Annotated in this window: 17 protein-coding genes and 1 pseudogene; 9 read left to right on the top strand and 9 right to left on the bottom strand. The window is 68.4% G+C overall.

The window, feature by feature from the left end; genetic code table 11:
- Window positions 1-447, bottom strand: a pseudogene (locus DT074_RS06390) (hypothetical protein); the annotation flags it as partial.
- A 229-nt stretch (window positions 448-676) separates the two neighbouring features.
- Here DT074_RS06390 and DT074_RS06385 point away from each other — a divergent pair.
- Window positions 677-2,464 (top strand): PHA/PHB synthase family protein, encoded by a 1,788-nt coding sequence (locus DT074_RS06385; protein ID WP_119418990.1) that lies wholly within the window; start codon window positions 677-679, stop codon window positions 2,462-2,464.
- 9 nt (window positions 2,465-2,473) lie between these two features.
- Here the strand turns inward: DT074_RS06385 and DT074_RS06380 are convergent, their stop codons facing one another.
- The 5 genes from DT074_RS06380 to DT074_RS06360 all read right to left on the bottom strand — a co-directional run bounded on the left by DT074_RS06380 (window position 2,474) and on the right by DT074_RS06360 (window position 5,920).
- A complete protein-coding gene (locus DT074_RS06380) occupies window positions 2,474-3,712 on the bottom strand; it encodes an MFS transporter (RefSeq protein WP_162914670.1) in 1,239 nt (412 codons plus the stop codon).
- A 19-nt stretch (window positions 3,713-3,731) separates the two neighbouring features.
- Window positions 3,732-4,280, bottom strand: a complete 549-nt coding sequence (locus DT074_RS06375) for a gamma carbonic anhydrase family protein (protein WP_368744486.1) — start codon at window positions 4,278-4,280, stop codon at window positions 3,732-3,734.
- Window positions 4,281-4,395: 115 nt separating this feature from the next.
- Window positions 4,396-4,872: a 30S ribosomal protein S9 gene (rpsI, locus tag DT074_RS06370; protein WP_119418988.1), complete on the bottom strand. Its 477-nt coding sequence runs from the start codon at window positions 4,870-4,872 to the stop codon at window positions 4,396-4,398.
- Between the two features lie 2 nt (window positions 4,873-4,874).
- Entirely contained in the window at window positions 4,875-5,342 is a 468-nt protein-coding gene (gene rplM / locus DT074_RS06365; RefSeq protein ID WP_119418987.1) for a 50S ribosomal protein L13, read from the bottom strand.
- 164 nt (window positions 5,343-5,506) lie between these two features.
- Window positions 5,507-5,920 (bottom strand): PaaI family thioesterase, encoded by a 414-nt coding sequence (locus DT074_RS06360; RefSeq protein WP_119418986.1) that lies wholly within the window; start codon window positions 5,918-5,920, stop codon window positions 5,507-5,509.
- A 124-nt stretch (window positions 5,921-6,044) separates the two neighbouring features.
- Between DT074_RS06360 and DT074_RS06355 the strand changes: the two genes are divergently transcribed.
- The gene (locus DT074_RS06355) at window positions 6,045-7,049 is read left to right on the top strand and encodes a S1C family serine protease (RefSeq protein ID WP_162914669.1); all 1,005 of its coding nucleotides are present in this window, start codon (window positions 6,045-6,047) and stop codon (window positions 7,047-7,049) included.
- Between the two features lie 176 nt (window positions 7,050-7,225).
- Window positions 7,226-8,938, top strand: coding sequence for a putative bifunctional diguanylate cyclase/phosphodiesterase (locus DT074_RS06350; RefSeq protein ID WP_162914668.1), 1,713 nt, complete (start codon window positions 7,226-7,228; stop codon window positions 8,936-8,938).
- 3 nt (window positions 8,939-8,941) lie between these two features.
- Here the strand turns inward: DT074_RS06350 and DT074_RS06345 are convergent, their stop codons facing one another.
- Window positions 8,942-12,061, bottom strand: coding sequence for a YhdP family protein (locus DT074_RS06345; protein ID WP_119418983.1), 3,120 nt, complete (start codon window positions 12,059-12,061; stop codon window positions 8,942-8,944).
- 92 nt (window positions 12,062-12,153) lie between these two features.
- On the opposite strand from DT074_RS06345, the gene DT074_RS06340 reads away from it, so the two are divergent.
- The 6 genes from DT074_RS06340 (at window position 12,154) to DT074_RS06315 (ending at window position 18,862) form a co-directional block, all read left to right on the top strand.
- Window positions 12,154-15,174, top strand: a complete 3,021-nt coding sequence (locus DT074_RS06340) for a bifunctional [glutamine synthetase] adenylyltransferase/[glutamine synthetase]-adenylyl-L-tyrosine phosphorylase (protein ID WP_119418982.1) — start codon at window positions 12,154-12,156, stop codon at window positions 15,172-15,174.
- On the top strand, window positions 15,164-15,631 hold the full coding sequence (locus DT074_RS06335; protein WP_119418981.1) for a peroxiredoxin: 468 nt from the start codon (window positions 15,164-15,166) through the stop codon (window positions 15,629-15,631). Before DT074_RS06340 ends, DT074_RS06335 begins: the two co-directional genes overlap by 11 nt.
- 101 nt (window positions 15,632-15,732) lie before the next feature.
- A complete protein-coding gene (locus DT074_RS06330) occupies window positions 15,733-16,731 on the top strand; it encodes a cysteine synthase A (RefSeq protein ID WP_119418980.1) in 999 nt (332 codons plus the stop codon).
- 12 nt (window positions 16,732-16,743) lie between these two features.
- On the top strand, window positions 16,744-17,460 hold the full coding sequence (locus tag DT074_RS06325; protein WP_119418979.1) for an alanyl-tRNA editing protein: 717 nt from the start codon (window positions 16,744-16,746) through the stop codon (window positions 17,458-17,460).
- A complete protein-coding gene (gene sseA, locus DT074_RS06320; protein WP_119418978.1) occupies window positions 17,457-18,314 on the top strand; it encodes a 3-mercaptopyruvate sulfurtransferase in 858 nt (285 codons plus the stop codon). The genes DT074_RS06325 and sseA overlap by 4 nt, the downstream gene beginning before the upstream one ends.
- Window positions 18,314-18,862 (top strand): GNAT family N-acetyltransferase, encoded by a 549-nt coding sequence (locus tag DT074_RS06315; protein WP_162914667.1) that lies wholly within the window; start codon window positions 18,314-18,316, stop codon window positions 18,860-18,862. Before sseA ends, DT074_RS06315 begins: the two co-directional genes overlap by 1 nt.
- A 111-nt stretch (window positions 18,863-18,973) precedes the next feature.
- Here the strand turns inward: DT074_RS06315 and DT074_RS06310 are convergent, their stop codons facing one another.
- Both DT074_RS06310 and DT074_RS06305 read right to left on the bottom strand, forming a co-directional pair.
- Window positions 18,974-19,717: an amino acid ABC transporter ATP-binding protein gene (locus DT074_RS06310; RefSeq protein ID WP_119418976.1), complete on the bottom strand. Its 744-nt coding sequence runs from the start codon at window positions 19,715-19,717 to the stop codon at window positions 18,974-18,976.
- A 22-nt stretch (window positions 19,718-19,739) separates the two neighbouring features.
- Window positions 19,740-20,831 (bottom strand): amino acid ABC transporter permease, encoded by a 1,092-nt coding sequence (locus DT074_RS06305; RefSeq protein ID WP_119418975.1) that lies wholly within the window; start codon window positions 20,829-20,831, stop codon window positions 19,740-19,742.

Below are 20,831 nucleotides of genomic sequence, written 5' to 3'. Positions count from 1 at the left end.
CTGCGGCGCGCTTGGCGCGGCGGGGGCGGCAGGCTGGGCAGGCGGCGCAGCCGCGACGACAGGCGCCGGGGGCGGCGCCAGGTTGCCGCCCGAGGCGGGGCGCCCGCGCAGCTCTTCGTCGGTATAGCGGGCGGCTTCGCGATCGGCGGCAAGGCCGGCGGCGACCGTATTCCGCTCCTCGCGCGAGGTGGGACGCGGCCGCGCCGGCACGGTGCCGACTCTTGGCGCCGGCGTCTGCTGCGCCTCTTCCAGGCGCTGCCGGCCCTCAGAAGTCGATTGGCCCTGTGGCGTGGTGCTCGAGGGGCTCACCTCGTCCCCGAACATGCCGTCGTACCAGGCGACCGGGTTGGCCCAATCGGGCACCGACGAGCAGGCGGCGAGGCTCCCGAGCGCCAGCAGCCCGAAGAGACCGGAACGGTGGCGCCGAACGGGCGACGCGGCGGACATGTGCGAACCTGCCTCCAACTTTCCTGGTGCCCCGGCTTGGAGATGCGCTGTTGCGCACCTATCATTTCCTTCCGGGGCGATTGTCTCCGTCGTACTCGCCTCACTTTTTGTGCGCAATGATAAGAATGCGGTCACTGTAGCAGAACACTGTCACCAATCAGAATAAGGACCGGGCGACGGTCGGGCTTGCCTCCGTCGATCGCCTCGGCCGCAGTATAGGGATGATTCCATGGCCGAAAATGGGCTGAGCGACATCAAGCTGCCGGACCCGGCGGAATTCGCCAGGAACATGGTCAAGATCGCCGGGCACAGCCAGCAACTGGTGCTCGACTTCCTGGCCCGGCAGTCGCGCCAGCCGGGCGATCCCGACCCGCTCAATATCGGCGGTGCGTTCCTGGAAATGACGGCGCGCATGCTGACCTCGCCGGCCAAGCTGATCGAGGCCCAGCTCGATCTGCTGCGCGCCTATGCCGAGCTCTGGCACAACGCGACCGCGCGATTCGTCGGCACCGCGACCGATCCGGTGGTGAAGCCGGAGAAAGGCGACCGGCGGTTCCGTGACGCCGCCTGGGACGAGATCCAGGTGTTCGACTTCATCAAGCAGTCCTACCTGCTGACCGCGCGGTGGATGCAGAAGACGGTACAGAGCGTCGAGGGCCTGGACGAGGCGACGGCGAAGAAGGTCGACTTCTATACCCGGCAGTTCGTCGACGCGATGGCGCCGTCGAACTTCGTGCTGACCAATCCGGAAGTGCTGAAGGCGACCTTCGAGACCAACGGCGACAACCTGGTGCGCGGCCTGGAGGCCATGCTGCAGGATCTCGACGACGGCAAGGGCCGGCTCGCCATCAAGATGACCGACATGCAGGCCTTCAAGGTCGGCATCAACGTCGCGACCGCGCCGGGCAAGGTGGTGTTCCGGAACGACATCCTGGAGCTGATCCAGTACACGCCGACGACGCCGAAGGTCTATCAGCGTCCGCTGCTGATCGTGCCGCCCTGGATCAACAAGTTCTACATCCTCGATCTGCGCGAGGATAACTCGTTCATCCGCTGGATGGTGGCCAAGGGCTACACCGTCTTCGTGATCTCCTGGGTCAATCCGGACGCCAAGCTCGCCCAGGTGAGCTTCGAAGATTATATGGCGCGCGGCATCGTCGAGGCGATCGATGCCGTGAACGCCGCGACCGGCGAACGCGAGCTGACTGTGATCGGCTATTGCATCGGCGGCACCTTGATGGCCTCGGCCCTCGCCTACATGGCGGCGACCGGCGACGACCGGGTCAAGGCCTGCACCTTCTTCGCCGCGCAGGTGGATTTCTCCGAGGCGGGCGAGCTGCGCGTCTTCATCGACGAGGAGCAGCTCCTCTACATCGAGGAGCTGATGCGCGAGCGCGGCTTTCTCGACGGCAACGAGATGTCGGCCACCTTCAACATGCTGCGCGCCAACGACCTGATCTGGTCGTTCGTGGTCAACAACTACCTGCTCGGCAAGGAACCGTTCCCGTTCGATCTCTTGTTCTGGAACGCCGATGCGACGCGCATGCCGGCGGAGATGCACAGCTTTTATCTGCGCAACATGTACCAGAAGAACCTGCTGGCCGAGCCCGGCGGCCTGGTCATGAAGGGCGTGCCGATCGACCTGCGCAAAGTGACCATCCCGGTCTATCTGCAGGCCTCGCGCGAGGACCACATCGCGCCGGCGAAATCGGTCTACAAGGCGACGCAGCTCTATCAGGGGCCGGTGCGCTTCGTGCTCGCCGGCTCAGGCCATATCGCCGGCGTGATCAACCCGCCGCATCAGGGCAAGTACCAGCACTGGATCAACGAGGCGAAGACGCCGCCCGCGACGCTCGAAGCCTGGACGGCCGGCGCGCAGGAGCTGGCGGGATCGTGGTGGGACGATTGGCACCGCTGGCTCTCGAAGCTGTCAGGCCCGAAGGTTCCGGCGCGCCAGCCCGGCGACGGCAAGCTCAAGGTGCTGGGCGATGCGCCCGGCACCTATGTGACGATGTAGCCGCGCGCCCTACTCCGCCGGCGCCACCGCGAGCCGCTGCACCTGCCGGCCCACGCCGGCGACGGTCAGGATCGCCAGCGCCAGCACGCCGGCGACGGCATAGAAGACCAGGCGCGGCTCGCCATGATCGAGCAACCAGCCGAAGGCGACCGGCGTCAGTGACGAGCCGAGATCGAGGCCGGAATAGACGAAGCCGTAGACCCGGCCCGACGAGCCCTTCGGCGTCGCCGCGCGGATCAGCATGTCGCGCGAGGGGTTGGTCGATCCCATGGCGAAGCCGGTGACGGCGAGGAACACGGCGAGCAGCGCGGCGGGCGGCGTTTCGAGCGCCAGCAGAAGGGCGATGGAGGAACCGATCGCGAGGCCGATGGCCGCCACCGCATCGTGCCGGGTCGTCCAATCGGCGAGGAAGCCGCCGGCCAGCACGCCGGCCGAACTGCCAAACAGGAAGGCGGTGAGCGCGATCTGCGCTGCCTCCACCGGCACCGCATAGAGCTGCTCGAGGGTGGAGACGAGGAAGCTCTGCAGCCCGATCAGCGCCATCGCGAGAAACACGAAGTACGAGAAGCAGAGCAGCACCGGCGTCGAGAACAAGACACCGATCGGCGTCGGTGCCGTCGGCTCCCCGGCGCCGCCATGCCCTGCGCGCGCGGCGCTGCGGTCGTCGCGCAGCACCTGGTACTGGGTCGCGATGACGATGGCGGCGACGATGCCGATCAGGCCGACCGTCATCAGCGCACCGCGCCAGCCGATCATCAGGCTGAGCGGGAAGATCGTGGCCGGCGCCGCGACCCAGCCCAGATTGCCGAGAAATCCGTGCATGCTGTAGGCGCGGCCGATCCGGCCGGCGCTGACCGAACCGTTCAGGATGGCGAAATCCGCCGGGTGGAACACGCTGTTGCCGAGCGCCGCGATGACCACGGCCAGGAGCAGCATCGGATAGGACTGGGCGAGTCCGGCCAGAATCGCGCCCACGCCGCAAAGGGCCAGGCCACCCACCAGCACGCGATGCGCGCCGAAACGGTCGACCACGAAGCCCGCCGCCGTCTGGCAGATGCCGGACACCGCGTAGAGCAGGCTCACCGCGAAGCCGAGCGCCGTATAGGAGATCGAGAGCTCGTCCTTGATGGCCGGAAAGAGCGGCGGAAGGATCAGCTGGTAGAAATGGCTAATGCCGTGCGCGACGCCGATGAAGCCGATCACCCGCGCGTCGCGCCCGAGACTGCCCGCAGCCGCTGCCACCGCCATCATGCTCCTCCCGCCGGATTCAGCTTCCGGTCAGTGTCTCGCGATACTCGGCGCCGAGCTTGGCGTAGTGCTTCGCCGTGTTGCCGAGATTGGCCTTGTCCTCGTCGCTCAACAGGCGGTGCAGCTTGGCCGGCCGTCCGCCCCAGAGCTCGCCCGCCGGCACGCGCTTGCCCGGCGTCACCAGCGCGCCGGCCGCGACCTGCGCGCCGCTTTCCACCACGCAGCCGTCCATCACCGTCGCCTGCATCCCGATGAAGCAGCCGGGCTCCAAGGTGCAGGCGTGAATCAGCGCGAGATGGCCGATGGTCACGTCGTCGCCGATGTAGCAGCCGAACTTGTTGCGGGCGACGTGCACGATGGTGCCGTCCTGGATATTGGCCCGGGCACCGATGCGGATCTCGTTGACGTCGCCGCGGATCACGCAGCCAAACCAGATATTAGCGAGTGAGCCGATCACCACATCGCCGATGATGGTGGCCGTCGGCGCGATAAAGGCATCCGGGGCAATGCGCGGCAGCACGCCGCGAAACGGAAGCCGGATGCCGCCGGCGGGTGCAATATTGGTCACTGTCGAGCCGTCCTCTCCTTCGCTGGGTGGAGACTAAAACAAAAAGGGCGCCCGCAAGGCGCCCTTTTCGCATGCCCCCAATGAAGGGAGCGTGTAGCGCCCGAGCGCCCTGATGTCAGCGCTTGGAGAACTGGAAGCTGCGGCGGGCCTTCGGCTTGCCGTACTTCTTGCGCTCCACCACGCGCGGGTCGCGGGTCAGGAAGCCGCCCTGCTTCAGCACCGGCCGCAGCGCCGGCTCGAACAGGGACAGCGCCTTGGAGATGCCGTGGCGCACCGCGCCGGCCTGGCCCGACAGCCCGCCGCCGACGACCGTGCACCAGACGTCGTACTGGCCGAGCCGGCTCGCCACCTGGAACGGCTGGGCGATCAGCATGCGCAGCACCGGCCGGGCGAAATAGGTCGTGCTCTCGCGGCCGTTGACGGTGACCTTGCCGTTGCCGGGCTTCACCCAGACGCGGGCGATGGCGTTCTTGCGCTTGCCGGTCGCGTAAGCGCGGCCCTGGGCGTCGATCTTCGGCTCGGCGGGAGAAGCAGCGGGCTGGGCGGTCTGCCCGAGCCCGCGCAGGTCGGAAAGTACGCGGCCCTCGGCCATGCTCAGGCCCTCCTCTTGTTCTTCGGGTTGAGCGCGGCGATGTCGAGCTTGGTCGGTTGCTGCGCCTCGTGCGGGTGCTCCGCCCCGCCATAGACCTTGAGATTGCCCAGCTGCTTGCGCGCCAGCGGGCTTTCCTTCGGCAGCATGCGCTCCACCGCCTTCTGAAGCACCCGCTCGGGGAAGCGGCCGTCCAGGATGCGGCCGAGCGTGCGGCCCTTGATGCCGCCCGGATGGCCGGTATGCCAGTAGAACACTTCCTGCTCGCGCTTGCGGCCGGTCAGATGCACCTTGGCGGCATTGACGACGATAACGTTGTCGCCGCAATCGACATGCGGCGTGTAGGCGGCGAGATGCTTGCCCCTGAGCCGCATGGCGATCAGGCTGGCGAGCCGGCCGAGTACCAGGCCATCGGCATCGATGACGACCCAGTTCTTCTTCACCTCGGCGGGCTTCATCGAATAGGTCTTCATGACCTTGGCCCTTGCATTGGTTTGCCGCGGCCGGGCGAGCCCGGCGCGAAGGTCGCGGAACCTAGTCAGGCGGACTCTCCGCGTCAACCCGAAACGGCCCGAAAATCCGCCATTTTCTGGACGGTATTATGATACCGAGAGAAAAGGTCGCGGAAACCCGCGGTCTACGCCCGGTCCGGCGGGATCGAATAGGTGAGCGAGGCGCGCGCCACCGGCTCGTCGCCTTCGGCGCCGTAGATGCGGAAATCGCCGACCGCGATGCGCCGGCCGAGCTTGAGCAGCTCGCCCTCGGCCCGGAGATCGCCGGGCGGCGGCTTGCGCAGGAAATCGATGTTGAGATTGGTGGTCACCGCAAGCGGCACCGGGCCGATCTGGGCCAGAACCAGCAGGTACATGCCGAGATCGACCAGCGACATCATCGCCGGCCCGGAGATGGTGCCGCCGGGGCGGAGGTTGCGCGGCTGAGCCGGCATGCCGAGGGTGATGCTGCGCCGGTCGACGCGCCGGATCTCGATGCCCATCCAGCCGATCTCCGGGAACTCCCGCTCGAGGAAGGCGTTCAGCTCCCCGATCGACATCCGCACCATGTCTCCACCCCTGCTGCCTTCGCGTCGAACTTACCGGGGCCTGCCCTGGAAGGCGATGACGCGCACGGCGGCGCAGGCTAACCTGGGCGCCATTCAGCCGACGCAAGGTCGTCGCATGGCCGTCTTTGCCCGATGGTGCCGCAGCATGGCCCTGGCTCTCGCCGCGGGGCTGCTGCTTCCGGCCGTCAATGCCGGCGCCGATCCGGCCGCCATCAAGGCGGCCGTCGACTCCGTCGTGCGGCTGCATGCCGAGGTGCCGGGCGACGCCCGCAGCGCGGCGACCCTCGGGCCGCAGCGCGAAGGCAACGGCATCGTGATCGACGATGCCGGCCTCGTCCTCACCATCGGCTACCTGATCGTCGAGGCGAGCGCTGTCACGCTCTATCGCGCCGACGGCAGCCCGGTGCCGGCCGATGTGGTCGGCTACGACTACGATACCGGCTTCGGCCTGGTGCGCGCGCTGGCGCCGCTCAGGATCAAGCCGATCGCGATCGGCAAGTCGGCCGGCGCGCGCGCCGGCGACCCAGTGCTGGCGGTCGGTCATGGCGGCGCCGGTGGCGTGCTTGCAGCCGAGATCGTCGCCAGGCGCGAATTCGCCGGCTATTGGGAGTATCTGCTGGAGGAGGCGATCTTCACCATCCCGCCGCATCCCAATTGGGGCGGCGCGGCGCTGGTCGACCGCGACGGCAAGCTGGTCGGCGTGGGCTCGCTCGCGGTCGGCAATGCGACCGAGGCCGATCGAGCCAGGCCCGGCAACATGTTCGTGCCGATCGACCTGTTGCCGCCCGTCCTGGCCGATCTGATCGAGGCCGGGAAAGGCGGCGGCCGTGTCCGCCCCTGGCTCGGCATCAACGTGATGGATATGTCGGGCCATCCGATCGTGGTCCGGGTCACGCCCGACAGCCCGGCCGAAAAGGCCGGAATCGAGCCGGGCGACGTGATCGTGCAGGTCGGCGGACGAGCGGTTGGCTCGGTGCCGGATCTCTATCGCCGCCTCTGGGCCAGCGGCGAAGCCGGCGTGACGATCGAGCTCGAAGTGGTGCGACGGGGCGCGCCGCAAGGCATTCGCGTGGAATCCGCCAGCCGCTACGATCATCTGAAGCTCAAGCGCACCTATTGATGCTGCGCGCGACGATCGCTTAACCATTCTTCTTCACGGCACGTTAGGCGCAATCGGGCCACCCTGCGCCGAGATTTAAACCATGCCGTGCGTCGAACCTTGATGATCGCGCTTTTCCATCTCCACCGCCGGGGGCGTTCCTTCCGTCGCGCCGCCGCTGGATGCGGGCGCGCGGCATGAGCACGCACCGGCTGGAACTGCTGCTGGCAGGACCGGAGCCGCAGCGGCGCGCGGCGCGGCTCGAAGCGCTGCTCGCCGCGCAGGGCGAAGTCGTCCATTTCACGGCGAAGAGCGACGCGGCCGACGCGCTGCAGGCGCTGCAGGCCGGCGCGGTCGATGCCATGGTGATGGATTCCGACCTTGCCGACAGCGAGACGGTCGCCGCCATCACCCGATTGCGCCAGCTCGGCTGCTCGACGCCGATCGTCTTCCTCGGCGAGCGCAACGGCTTCGCCGATGCCAAGGCGCTGATCGACAAGGGCGGCGATGCCTGCCTGATCGGCGACGGGCTGGTCGAGGAGCGGCTGGCGCTGACGATATGCGGCTATCTGCGTCGCGACGGTGCGGCGCGCGAGGGCGTGCCCGGCGGCGATCCGGCAGCGGGGCTGCTCGCGCGTCCGAGCTTCGTCAAGGCCCTGGAGCGGGCCGTGCCGCAGGCGCGCGCGGCCGGCCGGCCGGTCGCGCTCCTGATGCTGGACATCCAGGACTTCCGCAGCATCAACCAGATGTTCGGCTATCGCTTCGCCGACGCCGTGCTGGCGGCGGCCGGTGATCGCGTGCGCCGCGCCGTGCGCAAGGAGGATGTGGTCGGGCATCTCGGCGCCGACCAGTTCGGCGTGCTGCTGGCCCCGGGCGCATCGCTGAAGGCAGGCGTCGGCGCCGCGCGCAAGCTGGTCGAGGCCTTCGCCGAGCCGATCCATGTTGCCGGACAGCCGGTGCGCCTGCATGTGGTGGTGGGCGTCGCCGCCAGGCCGGAGCACGGCGACACGGCGGATTCGCTCCTGATCGGCGTCGACGCCGCCGCGGCCGAGGCCAAGAAGAGCCCCTCCTCCGTCGCCGCCTTCCCCGGCGGGCCGACCGCCGATCCCGCCGAGGCGCATGCGCTGGCGATCGATCTGCGCCAGGCGGCCGAGCGCAACGAATATTTCCTGAGCTATCAGCCGAAGATCGAGATCCGCAGCGGCCAGCCGGTCGGCGCCGAGGCGTTGATCCGCTGGCGGCATCCGAGCCGCGGCCTGATGCCGCCCGACCTGTTCATCCCGCTGGCCGAGCGCACCGGCCTGATCGATGATCTGACGTTCTGGGCGCTGCGCAGCGTGCTCTCCGATCTCGCCGCCTGGAGCGTGCACGGCATCCAGCCGCTGGTCGCCGTCAATCTGTCAGCCGTGTCGTTGCGCGGCTGGCGCATCGTCGAGGGGATGCAGGCGCTGCTGGCGCGCTGCCCGATCCCGGCCGGCGCCGTCACGCTGGAGATCACCGAATCGATCCTGATCCGCGACATCGATCGCGCCCGGGCGGTGCTCGCCGCCCTGAAGGGACTCGGCTTCAAGATCGCGATCGACGATTTCGGCGCCGGCTACAGCTCGATCGGCTATCTGCGCCGGCTGCCGCTCGACGAGATCAAAATCGACCGGTCGCTGGTCCGCACCATGCTGGAGAGCCCACGCGACCGGGCGATCGTCAAGTCGACCATCGATCTCGGCCGGTTGCTCGGCCTGGACGTGGTGGCCGAGGGCGTGGAGGACGCCGCGACCCTGGCCCTGCTCGCGGATCTCGGCTGCCCTTACGCCCAGGGCTATCACATCAGCCGTCCGATCGATGCCGATGCGCTACGCGACTGGTGGGTGATGACGACCATGCCGCGCAGCCGCGCCCTCGCCCGCGGCTGAGCCTTACTTCGGCTGCTCCTCGCCCGGTGCCGGACCTGCTTCCTTCGGCGCCGGCTGGCTCTCCGGAAACTCGAAGATGCGGCGGAGGAAGCCCGGCGTCAGCGCCGAGAGCGGATTGATCTCGACATTGGGATCGCCGACCGGGCCCGACATGCGGTACGTCACGCCGAACACACCTTCGCCCTTGCGCCCCACCAGGAGCTGGCCGAGCAGCGGAATGTTGCCGAGCACGGCGTTGATCGCATAGGCCGGGACCAGGGTTCCGGTCAGCAGCAGCGTGTCGTTGCTGCGGTCGATCGTGCCTTCCGCGGTCAGCCCCATCGAAGGGCCCCAGGCGCGCGCGCCGTCCAGCCGGATCTTGGAATCCTGCATCGCGAAGGGAATGTTCGCCCGGACGAAGTGCACGCCTTCGCCGCTCAGCATCTCCCCGATGCCCGTCACCGCCGCAATCGAGAGGACGCGGGCGATGGCCGGCGCCCGCAGCAACCTGAATTCCTCGATCCGTAAGGTGCCTCTGGTCCGGCTGTCCTCGGCGCCGTCATCCGCAAGATCGGCATGCAGACTGAGCGTGCCGCCGACGACGTCCTTGGTGATCCCGAGGCCCTTCACCACCGCGCCGGCATCGGCCGACGTGATGGTCAGGCGCCGGCCACGCTCCACCGGCACCATGTTGACCTCGAGCGCGCCCTTGTCGCCGACCGTGCCGGTCGCCACCAGCTGGCTCAGGCGATCGTCGCGCTGCTCGGCATGGCCCTGCACGCCGACAATGGCCACGTCGTCCGACAGCACGACGCGGTCGAGCGCGAACCGCACTTGCGTCGGCGGCTCCGGCGACGCCGGGGGCCCCGGCGTCTGTGGCCGCTTCGCGCCGTCGATCTGGTTCAGATGCGGGCGCAGGTCGGCGCTGGCGCCCTTGAGCTCGACGATGGTCGCCTGTTCGTTCGCCGTCGCGACGACGGACAGGTCGTTGGCACCCTGCTTCAGGGTGGCGATCTCGAAGCGTCGTTCCACCCCGGGGCCGATGGTCGCACGGCCGCGCATCAGGAAATCGGTCGCCTTGACCTCGACGCTGTCGACCTGGATCGGCTTGCCCTTCGGCGCCTGCACGCGGAACTTCGCCGCGGCTGCCATGCGCGGCGGCTTCTCCCAGCGCAATGGCGCGATGGTGAGGGTGGCGTCCGCCAGGTCCAGCGCACCATCGGCCAGGACATCGCCGGCGCGGTTGATCTCGATCGCGACGTCGGCACCGAATGTGCCGCGGATATAGGGCGCGGTGGAGAGGCCCAGCGCCTCGCGCGCCGCGTCGTCGAGCACGCCGGTGATGTCGTAGCGGCTCGCCAACGGACCGCTGAACTTTTCGGCCCAGATGAGCTGCACCGGCACGCCGTTGAGCGCGAGCTTGCCGCGCGCCGTCAGCTGCTGGCGGTCGACCTTGAGCGTCATGGTGCCGTCGCTGACGCGGAACCGGTCGACCACCTGCGGATAGGTGAAGCCCATGATGTCGGAGCTGGCATTCACGTCGAGATCGTCGACCGACAGGCTCTTGGCCAGCGGGAACTTGAACCGCGCCTGGGTGCGCGAGCCGCCGCCGGCCGCCGCCGCCTCGAAGCCGAAGCGGCGGACGAAGCGCAGCGGCTCGCGGTCGAGCAGTTCGAGGGCGCGCGCCGTCGGCCCGGCCACGGTGATGGTGATATCGGCGAACTGGTCCTTGTGGTCGAGCCCGGTGATCACGACGGTTCCCTGGCTGGCCGTCAGCTCGCCGACGCGACCTTCGGAGATGGCGATGTCGAGCCGCTGCGCCGACATGCGGGCGGTGCCGCCGACCGCGGTCACCGTCGGCAGCGGCTTGAAATAGCGTACCTCGGCGCCCTCGACGCGCCATTCGAGATTGACCGCATCGGCCGGGATCGGCTCCGCTCCGGCGAGCTGCGCGCCGGTCAGGCGCACCCGCGCCCGGGTATCGCGGATGCTGCCGGCCAGGATGTTCTCGGCTATCCAGGCACGCGCATCGCGGCCAACGGCCTTGGGCCACAGCCGCTTCAAGGTCGCGACGGTGAACGGATCCGCGTTGAGCACGACGTCCAGGCCGGCCAGCGTGCCCTCATGCAGTTCCGCTTCGCCGTTCATGCGCAGCGACAGACCGTCCAGGTCCAGCGCCGCCGCATCGAGGCGCACGCGGTCGAGCGATTGTGCCACCGTGCCGTGGGCGACCAGGCGCGTCACCTGCACGGTGTCGAGCTCGAGCGTCGGCAGGCTGACTTCGCCCGCCGCCGCTTCGATCACGACGGTCACCGGGGAGGTCAGCCCGTTCAAATCGGCGCGGAACTGCAGCTGCGCGGTCAGCGGCAGATTCACCCCGGAGACCGCGGCCAATCCCGGCGCCACGGCGACGAGATCGCCGGGCCTGAATTCGGAAATCACCGCCTGCACGACGGATCTGCCGCTGTCACGATCGAACAGCGCGCTTGCGCGCAGACGGGGTCGGCTGCCGTTCAGCGCCACCTCGGCCGCAAGCTCCGCCTCGATGCCGCGCTGGTCGCGCCGCAGCGAAACGGTGGCGTGCGGCGCCTGGAACGTGCGCCCGAGCACCCGGTCCTCGACGGTGAGCGCGACGTCGATGAGCCGCAGGTGGGTCAGCTTCGCGATCGGGCTGTCCGGACTCTCATCCAGCAGCTGGCGCAGCATCTCGCCGCGGTCCGTCGGCTCGTCCGCAGGCGAGGCGCCGTCATGCGTGCCGACGCCGAAGCTGCCGTCGGCCGCCCGTACGACACGCAATGCGAGCCCCACGACGTCGAGCCGCGTGGGGCGAACCTCGCCGTCAATCAGGGACGCGATGTCGATGCCGAGGCGGGCGTCGGGCAGATCGGCGATCGGACGTCCATCGCGCGCCAGCACACGGACGCTGACCAGGCGCAGGTCCAGCGTGCCCTCCGTCCGGTTCCAGGCGATCGAGGCATCGTCGAGACTGATGGCGGCATCCGGGTAGAGGCCGGCAATGGCATCCTCGACCCAGGGGGCGAGCGGCCCGAGCGCGATCGGCCCGGCCGCCAGGCGCAGCGCGACCGCCAGGGTTACGAGCAGGACCGCCGTGATGAAGGCGCCGACGAGGCGGACCGTGCGCATTCCAACCCCAACCGAAGGACGGGCCATCCGTTCCTGAACTTGACGCCGCGGAGCCCCGCCCCTCACTCTGCCGCAAAATACGCCGTGGACGAATGACCGAGTTTCCCCTTCTTGAACGGCTGGCGCGACTTCCGCAAGCGGCCGATCCCGATCGCGCGCGGCATGGCCGTCACGACCTCTTGAGCACCGAGGATCCCGAGGAGGCCGACCTGGCGCCCGGCCTGCAGGCGTTCATGGAATCACCCCAAGGACAGGCCTTGTCGGCAGCCCTGTTCGGCAACAGCCCGTTTCTCGGCGATTGTGTCCTCAAGGAGCGGCGCTTCCTGCTGCAACTGCTCGCCAGCGATCCGGATACCGAGATCGCCAAGGTGCTCGGCGATGCCGGGGTCGGCATTCCGGGCGAGTCGGAGGCCGAGCTGATGACGCGGCTGCGCCGCGCCCGGCGACGCGCCGCCCTGCTGATCGCCATCGCCGATATCGGCGGGCTGTGGACCCTGGACCGCATCACCTGGTGCCTCACCCGCTTTGCCGACGCCGCGGTGCGCGCGGCGACCGCGCATTACCTGCGCCAGCGCGCGCTGGCCGGCGATATCGAGCTGCCGCATCCGGACGATCCGGAGCGCGAATCCGGCTTCGCCGTCATCGGCATGGGCAAGATCGGCGCCGACGAGCTCAATTATTCGAGCGACATTGACCTCGTCGTGTTCTTCGACGAGGACCATGTCCGCCTGACCGGCACGCGGTTCCCACGGGACATCTACTCGCGGGTGGTGCACGGCATCGTCAAGGCGCTGCAGGAGCGCACCGCCGACGGCTATGTGCATCGGGTCGACCTGCGGCTTCGGCCCGATGCCGGGGCGACGCCGGTGGCGATGTCGATGGCGGCAGCAGAGAGCTATTACGAATCCTTCGGCCAGAACTGGGAGCGCGCCGCCATGATCAAGGCACGCCCGGTGGCCGGCGACCTGGATGCCGGCGCCCGCCTGCTGGCGCGGCTCGAGCCCTTCGTGTGGCGAAAGAATCTCGATTACGCCGCTATCGCCGACATTCACTCGATCAAGCGCCAGATCAATGCGCATAAGGGCCACAAGACGATCGCCATCGAAGGCCACGACATCAAGGTCGGCGCCGGCGGTATCCGCGAGATCGAGTTCTTCGCGCAGACCCAGCAGCTGATCTCGGGCGGCCGCGACCGGCGACTGCGCTCGGCCGCGACCTGCGAGACCTTGCGGGCGCTGATGGCGACGGGGCGGGTCAGCGAAGCGGTGGGGCACGAACTGATCGAGGCCTATGGCTTCCTGCGCACGCTGGAGCACCGGCTGCAGATGGTCGAGGACCAGCAGACGCAGAAGATGCCGGCGACGGCGGATGGCGTCGCCCGGATCGCCACCTTCATGGGCTATGACGAGCCGGCGCCGTTCGAGCGCGACCTCCGGCGTCGTCTGGAGATGGTGCGGCGCCACTATGCGGCGCTGTTCGAAAGCGCGCCGACCTTGGGGAGCAGCGGCGGCAATCTCGTCTTCACCGGCACCGAGGACGATCCCGACACGCTGGAGACGCTGACGAAAATGGGCTTCCGCGAACCGGCCCGGATCGCTGCGACGGTGCGCGGCTGGCATCACGGCCATGTGCGGGCGATGCGCTCGGCCCGGGCGCGCGAGCTGATGACGGAGCTGGTGCCGTCGCTGCTCGCCGCGCTCGGCAAGACGGCGCATCCCGACCTCGCCTTCAACACCTTCGACACCTTTCTCGGCAACCTGCCGGCGGGCGTGCAAATTCTTTCGCTCCTGCACGCCAATCCGGGCATCCTCGGCATGCTGGCGGAGATCATGGGGACGGCGCCGCGGCTTGCCGAGGTGCTGGCCCGCACGCCGGCGCTGCTGGACGCGATCCTGTCGCCGGAATTCCGCCTGCCGCCGCCGGAACGCGAGGCGATCCGATCGGAGATCGGCGCCCTGTTCTCCCATGCCGGCGACATCCAGGACGTGCTCGACATGGCACGGCGCTATACGCGCGAGAGCCGATTCCAGATCGGCGCTCGCATGCTCGGCCACAGCCTCGACGTCGAGCGAGTCGGCTTTGCCCTGAGCGACCTTGCCGACGGCGTTCTCGATGCGCTGGCCGGCCCGGTCGAGGCCGATATCGTCCGGCAGCACGGCCGCGTGCCGGGCGGGCGCATCGCCATCGTCGGCCTCGGCAAGCTCGGCGCGCGGGAGATGACCTTCGGCTCGGATCTCGACCTCATCCTCGTCTACGACCATGCCCCGGACGCCGAGAGCTCCAGCGGCGCGAAGCCGCTGGTGCCGTCGGTGTGGTTTACCCGCTTCACTCAGCGCTACATCAATGCGCTGACCGCGCTGACCGGCGAGGGACAGCTCTACGACGTCGACATGCGGCTCCGGCCTTCCGGCACCAAGGGGCCGATCGCGGTGCCGCTCGCGGCCTTCGCGCGCTATCACCGCGAAGAGGCCTGGACCTGGGAGCACATGGCGCTGACCCGGGCGCGCGTGGTGGGTGGCGACGCCTCGCTCGGTGAGGAGGTCGCGGCGGTGATCCGCGACACGCTGGCGGCACCGCGCGATGCCGACAAGCTGCTCGCCGACGTTGCCGATATGCGGCGCAAGATCGCCGCGCAACATGCCGCGACCGATCCCTGGGAGGTCAAGTACGCGAGGGGCGGTCTGCTCGACCTAGAATTCCTCGCCCAGTACCTCGTGCTGCGTCATGCGGCAGCGCATCCGTCGCTGCTGACGGGCAATACGGCCGATGTGTTCCGCACGGCCGGCAATGTGCGGCTTCTGCCGGCGGCCGAGGCACGGCGACTGACCGAGGCGATCCTGTTTCTGCGCGCCGTCCAGAACGTGCTCCGGCTCTGTGTCTCCGGCCGCTTCGAGCCGCAGCGAGCCTCGTCCGGGCTCGGGCGCTTCATCGCCAAGGTCGGCGGCTGCGCCACCTATGCGGGCCTGGCGCGCCGGCTGAAGAGCGTCGAGGCCTGGGTCGCGGGGCGCTACGAGGCGCATATCGCGAGGCCGGCCGAGGCGCTTGATGCGCCGCCCGGCGCCCCTATTCTCGCCGCTGCGGGATCAGGTGCGGGAGAGGGCGATGGCGATTGAACCGGGCAGCAAGGCCCCCAGCTTCAACATGCCGACCGATGGCGGCGGCAAGGTCGCGTCGAAGGACCTGAGCGGCAGGAAGGTGGTGCTCTACTTCTATCCCAAGGACGACACTTCGGGCTGCACGCGCGAGGCGATCGACTTCACCGCCAAGGCGGACGCGTTCAAGAAGGCCGGCGCCGTCGTCATCGGCTGCTCGCGCGACGATGCCAAGAGCCACGACAGGTTCAAGGCCAAGCACAAGCTCGGCATCACGCTGGCGGCGGATATCGACGGCAAGGTGACCGAGGCCTATGGCGTCTGGGTCGAGAAGAGCATGTACGGGCGCAAGTACATGGGCATCGAGCGCGCGACCTTCCTGATCGACGGTACCGGCAAGGTGCGGAACGTCTGGCACAAGGTGAAGGTCGCCGGCCATGTCGACGAGGTCCTGGTCGCCGCCAAGGCGCTCGGCTGATTTTCCCTCGGTTGTTCGACCTGCGCCGACCCGCGGGCGGCATGGCTTGATCGGGGGGTGGGCCACCCTATAGTCCCCGGGCGTAAGGAGGTTCTTTGCCCATGGACGTGCGTCAAGGCTTCATCGGTTCGATCGGCGACACGCCGCTCATCAGGCTGAAGCGGGCCTCGGAAATCACCGGTTGCACCATTCTGGGCAAGGCGGAGTTCCTCAATCCGGGCGGCTCGGTAAAGGACCGCGCGGCGCTGTACATCATCCGTGATGCGGAGAGATCCGGCCGGCTCAAGCCGGGCGGCACGGTGGTGGAAGGCACGGCCGGCAATACCGGGATCGGCCTCGCGCTGGTCGGCAATGCCCTCGGCTACAGAACCGTCATCGTCATGCCGGAGACCCAGAGCCAGGAGAAGAAGGACATGCTCCGGCTCTGCGGCTGCGATCTGCGCCTGGTGCCGGCGGTGCCCTATCGCGACCCGAACAACTACGTGAAGTATTCCGGCCGCCTCGCCGAGGAGATCGCGAAGACCGAGCCGAACGGCGCCGTTTGGGCCAACCAGTTCGACAACACCGCCAACCGCGACGCCCATGTCGCGACGACCGGCCCGGAAATCTGGCGCCAGACCGACGGCAAGGTCGACGGCTTCGTCAGCGCGGTCGGCTCCGGCGGCACTTTGGTGGGCGTCGCCATGGCGCTGCGCGAGCGCAATCCCAAGGTCAAGATCGCGCTCGCCGATCCGATGGGTGCCGCGCTGCACAGCTATTACACGACCGGCGAATTGAAGGCGCAGGGCAACTCCATCACCGAGGGTATCGGCCAGGGCCGCATCACCGCCAACCTGGAAGGCTTCAAGCCCGATTTCAGCTACCAGATCCCGGATCCCGAGGCGCTGCCGATCATCTTCGACCTGTTGCAGCACGAGGGGCTCTGCCTCGGCGGCTCGACCGGCATCAACGTTGCCGGCGCGATCCGGCTCGCGCGCGAGCTCGGGCCGGGGCACACCATCGTGACCCTGCTCTGCGACGGCGGCGCGCGCTATCAGAGCAAGCTGTTCAATCCGGAGTTCCTGAAGCAGCAGGGTCTCCCGACGCCGTCCTGGCTCTAGGAGCGCGCCACCGTGACCGAGCTGTTGTTCCGCGACGACGCCTATTTGCGCAGCTGCGACGCGACCCTGATCGCCGCCGATGACAAGGGTCTGCGTTTCGACCGCACGGTGTTCTATCCGACCGGCGGCGGCCAGCCCGGCGATACCGGCGTGGCGAGGTTCGCCGACGGCACCACCATCGCCATCGTCGATGCGGTGAAGGGCGCAACGCCGGACGAGGTCGTGCACGTCATCGCGCCAGACGTGCCGCGGCCCGCACCGGGCAGCCGCGCCGTGCTGGAGCTCGACTGGGACCGCCGGCACCGGTTGATGCGGATGCATACCTGCCTGCATCTGCTCTCCGCCGTGCTGCCCTACCCCGTCACCGGCGGCCAGGTCAGCGACGGCAAGGGCCGGCTCGACTTCGACATGAGCGAGGCGCCGCCCGACAAGGACGCGATCACCGCGAAGCTGAACGAGCTCGTCACCTCCGACCGCCCGGTCAGATTTCGCTGGGTCACCGATGCCGAGCTCGACGGCAATGCCGATCTGGTCAAGACCATGTCGGTCAAGCCGCCGCGCGGCTCCGGCCGCGTGCGCCTGATCGAGGTCGACGGGCTCGACCTGCAGGCCTGCGGCGGCACGCATGTCAGCCGCACCGGCGAGATCGGACCGGTGCGCGTGCGCAAGATCGAGAGCAAGGGGCGGCAGAACCGCCGCGTGCTGCTGGAATTCGAGGGAACGCCGTGAACGCCTTTGCCAACCCTGACGCACTGGTCACGACTGCCTGGCTGGCCGAGCGCCTCAACGCGCCGGATGTGCGCATCGTCGATGCGTCGTGGTACATGCCGGCGCAGAAGCGCGATCCAAGGGCGGAATACAACGCGGAGCATATTCCTGGCGCCGTGTTCTTCGATATCGACGACATCGCCGAGAAGCCGAGCGACCTGCCGCACATGCTGCCGAGCCCGGAGAAGTTCGCCAGCCGCGTGCGCAAGCTCGGCCTCGGCGACGGCAGCCGCATCGTGATCTATGACGGCTCCGGCCAGATGATCGCCTCCGCCCGCGCCTGGTGGATGTTCCGCGCCTTCGGCCACAAGGACGTGGCGATCCTGGAAGGCGGCCTGCCGAAGTGGAAGCGGGAAGGACGGCCGGTGGATGACCTGGCGCCGATGCCGCGCGAGCGGCATTTCACCGCCCGGCTGGACAGTACGCTGGTGCGCGATCTCGAGCAGATGCAGGCCATCGTCAAGAGCGGCCGCGAGCAGGTGCTGGATGCCCGCTCCGAAGGGCGCTTCCGCGCCACCGAGGCCGAGCCGCGCGCCGGCCTGCGCGGCGGCCGTATCCCGGGCAGCCAGAACCTGCCCTACGGCGCTCTCTTCACTGCCGACGGCACGCTGCTGCCGGCCGAGACGCTGAAGGCCAAGTTCCGCGCTGCGGGCATCGATCTCGCCAAGCCGGTGGCGGCGACCTGCGGCTCGGGGGTCAGCGCCTGCGTGCTGGTCTTCACGCTGCACCTGCTCGGCCACCGCCAGTTCGCCGTCTATGACGGCTCCTGGACCGAATGGGGCGGCCGCAGCGACACGCCGGTGGAAACCGGCTGATGGCCGCGGCCGGCAGGGCGGGCGACGACAGCGGGCTGATCGAGACCACGGTCACATTCCTGCAGATGCCGGCGCGGCCGGTGCTGCCGGTGGTGGCGGCACCGGCCGGTCGGCATGCCCTGCTTAGGGCGGAGAACTGCCCGATCGAGTACTACCGCTATCTCTATGACGTGGTCGGGCGCGACTGGCACTGGGTCGACCGCAAGCGGCTCGACGACAAGTCGCTCGGCGCCATTCTCGGCGACGCGAAGACCGAGATCTACGTGCTCTACATGGACGGCTGGCCGGCCGGCTATTTCGAGCTCGACCTGCGCGACCACCCGCGCCGCATCAACCTCGCCTATTTCGGCCTGGTGAAGGAAGCGATCGGCAAGGGCGCCGGGCGCTGGCTGCTGGCCCAGGCGATCGACATGGCCTGGAGCCGCGCGCCGCAGCTCTTCACCGTCAACACCTGCACGCTCGACCACCCTTCGGCATTGCCGCTGTACCAGCGCATGGGCTTCGTCGTCTACGACCGCCTGCAGGCCTTCGTCGACCCGAAGGTGTGACGTTCCATTCTCTCCACGTCGTGCCCGGGCTTGACCCGGGCATCCACGACTTGCGGTGCGCTGGCTGACAGGCGTGGGTGGTCGGGCCAAGCCCGGCCACGACGTTGAAAATCAGTGGCCGAGGATCTGGCTCAGGAACAGCTTGGTGCGGTCGCTCTTCGGATGAGTGAAGAACTCCTCCGGCGTGTCCTCCTCGACGATCTCGCCGCGGTCCATGAAGATCACCCGGTCGGCCACCGTGCGGGCGAAGCCCATCTCGTGCGTCACCACGAGCATGGTCATGCCGCTTTCGGCGAGCTCGACCATCACGTCGAGCACTTCCTTGATCATCTCCGGATCGAGCGCCGAGGTCGGCTCGTCGAACAGCATGACCTTGGGGTTCATGCAGAGCGAGCGCGCGATGGCGACGCGCTGCTGCTGGCCGCCCGAAAGCTGGCCCGGATATTTGTGCGCCTGCTCGGGGATCTGGACCCGCTTCAGATAGGTCATGGCGATGTCCTCGGCCTCCGCCTTCGGCATCTGCTTCACCCAGATCGGTGCAAGGGTCAGGTTCTCCAGCACGGTCAGATGGGGGAACAGGTTGAACGACTGGAACACCATGCCGACCTCGCGACGGATGGCGTCGACGTTCTTGACGTCATTGGTCAGCTCGATGCCCTCGACGAAGATCTGGCCCTGCTGGTGCTCCTCCAGGCGGTTGATGCAGCGGATCATGGTCGACTTGCCGGAGCCAGACGGCCCGCAGATCACGATGCGCTCGCCCTTGGCGACGGAGAGCGAGATGTCGCGCAGCACATGGAACTCGCCGTACCACTTGTTGACGCGGTTGAGTTGGATGAAGGGCTGGTCGACCATCGGCGTCCTCGGCGGTGCGTCTTTAGCGGTTCCGGCCGGCGGCGAGCAGCCGCTCGAGATACTGGCTGTATTTCGACATGAAGTAGCAGAACACGAAGAACACCGCGGCGGCGAAGATATAGGCCTCGGTGCCGAAGGCGCGCCAGTTCGGGTCGTTGATCGAGGTGCGCACCGCGTTGAGCAGGTCGTACAGCCCGATGATCAGCACCAGCGAGGTGTCCTTGAACATGCCGATGAAGATGCCGACCAGCGGCGGAATCACGATGCGCAGCGCCTGCGGCAGGATGATCAGCCGCATACTCTTCCAGTATGACAGGCCGAGCGCGTCGGCCGCCTCGAACTGGCCCTTGGGCACCGCCTGGAGGCCGCCGCGCACCGCTTCCGCGATATAGGCGGCGGCGAACATGATGATGCCGACCTGGGCGCGCAGCAGCTTGTCGATGGTGACGCCTTCGGGCAGGAACAGCGGGAACATCACCGAGGCCATGAACAGCACCGAGATCAGCGGCACGCCGCGCACCAGCTCGATGAAGGCCACGGAAAGCGCTTTGATGATCGGCATGGTGGAACGGCGGCCAAGCGCGAGGACGAGGCCGAGCGGGAAAGCCGCGATGATGCCGATCGAGGACAGCATCAGGGTGAGCGGCAAGCCGCCCCAGTTCTCCGTCGTCACCGGGGTCAGGCCGAGCACGCCGCCCCGCATCAGCACCCCCATCACGATGAAGGACGCGATCCAGCCGATCATCAGCGGCCGTCCCCACAGGCTGCGCCGTGTGGAGACCAGCAAGGTCACGATGAACAGCGCCGTCGCCGCGGCCGGGCGCCAAGCCTCTTCGTAGGGATAGGTGCCGAACAGCATGAAATGCCGCTTCTCGGCGACCACGGCCCAGCAGGCGCCGGTGCCCTTGCGGCAATCCTCGAAGGTGCCGACGAAGGTGGCGTCCAGCAGGGCCCAGTCGACCAGCGCCTTGCCGCCCACGACGATGACGTAGAGGGCGAGGAAGGTCAGCGCGCAGTTGAACCAGTTGCTGAACAGGTTCTGGCGCAGCCAGCCGACGACGCCGGTCTGGGCGGCGGGCGGGCGCGATACGGAGCCGGCGGCGATGTCCGTCAT

The organism is Desertibaculum subflavum (assembly GCA_003576705.1).
Classification (GTDB): Bacteria; Pseudomonadota; Alphaproteobacteria; order Ferrovibrionales; family Ferrovibrionaceae; genus Desertibaculum; species Desertibaculum subflavum.
This window is presented reverse-complemented; position numbering and strand designations above follow the sequence as displayed.

Bases quoted from the DNA above. Each gene is read 5' to 3' on its own strand.
- DT074_RS06385 (WP_119418990.1), top strand. From the start codon at position 677: ATGGCCGAAAATGGGCTGAGCGACATCAAGCTGCCGGACCCGGCGGAA.
- DT074_RS06380 (WP_162914670.1), bottom strand. From the start codon at position 3,712: ATGGCGGTGGCAGCGGCTGCGGGCAGTCTCGGGCGCGACGCGCGGGTG.
- rpsI (WP_119418988.1), bottom strand. From the start codon at position 4,872: ATGGCCGAGGGCCGCGTACTTTCCGACCTGCGCGGGCTCGGGCAGACC.
- rplM (WP_119418987.1), bottom strand. From the start codon at position 5,342: ATGAAGACCTATTCGATGAAGCCCGCCGAGGTGAAGAAGAACTGGGTC.
- DT074_RS06360 (WP_119418986.1), bottom strand. From the start codon at position 5,920: ATGTCGATCGGGGAGCTGAACGCCTTCCTCGAGCGGGAGTTCCCGGAG.
- DT074_RS06355 (WP_162914669.1), top strand. From the start codon at position 6,045: ATGGCCGTCTTTGCCCGATGGTGCCGCAGCATGGCCCTGGCTCTCGCC.
- DT074_RS06350 (WP_162914668.1), top strand. From the start codon at position 7,226: ATGAGCACGCACCGGCTGGAACTGCTGCTGGCAGGACCGGAGCCGCAG.
- DT074_RS06345 (WP_119418983.1), bottom strand. From the start codon at position 12,061: ATGCGCACGGTCCGCCTCGTCGGCGCCTTCATCACGGCGGTCCTGCTC.
- DT074_RS06340 (WP_119418982.1), top strand. From the start codon at position 12,154: ATGACCGAGTTTCCCCTTCTTGAACGGCTGGCGCGACTTCCGCAAGCG.
- DT074_RS06335 (WP_119418981.1), top strand. From the start codon at position 15,164: ATGGCGATTGAACCGGGCAGCAAGGCCCCCAGCTTCAACATGCCGACC.
- DT074_RS06330 (WP_119418980.1), top strand. From the start codon at position 15,733: ATGGACGTGCGTCAAGGCTTCATCGGTTCGATCGGCGACACGCCGCTC.
- DT074_RS06315 (WP_162914667.1), top strand. From the start codon at position 18,314: ATGGCCGCGGCCGGCAGGGCGGGCGACGACAGCGGGCTGATCGAGACC.
- DT074_RS06310 (WP_119418976.1), bottom strand. From the start codon at position 19,717: ATGGTCGACCAGCCCTTCATCCAACTCAACCGCGTCAACAAGTGGTAC.
- DT074_RS06305 (WP_119418975.1), bottom strand. From the start codon at position 20,831: ATGACGGACATCGCCGCCGGCTCCGTATCGCGCCCGCCCGCCGCCCAG.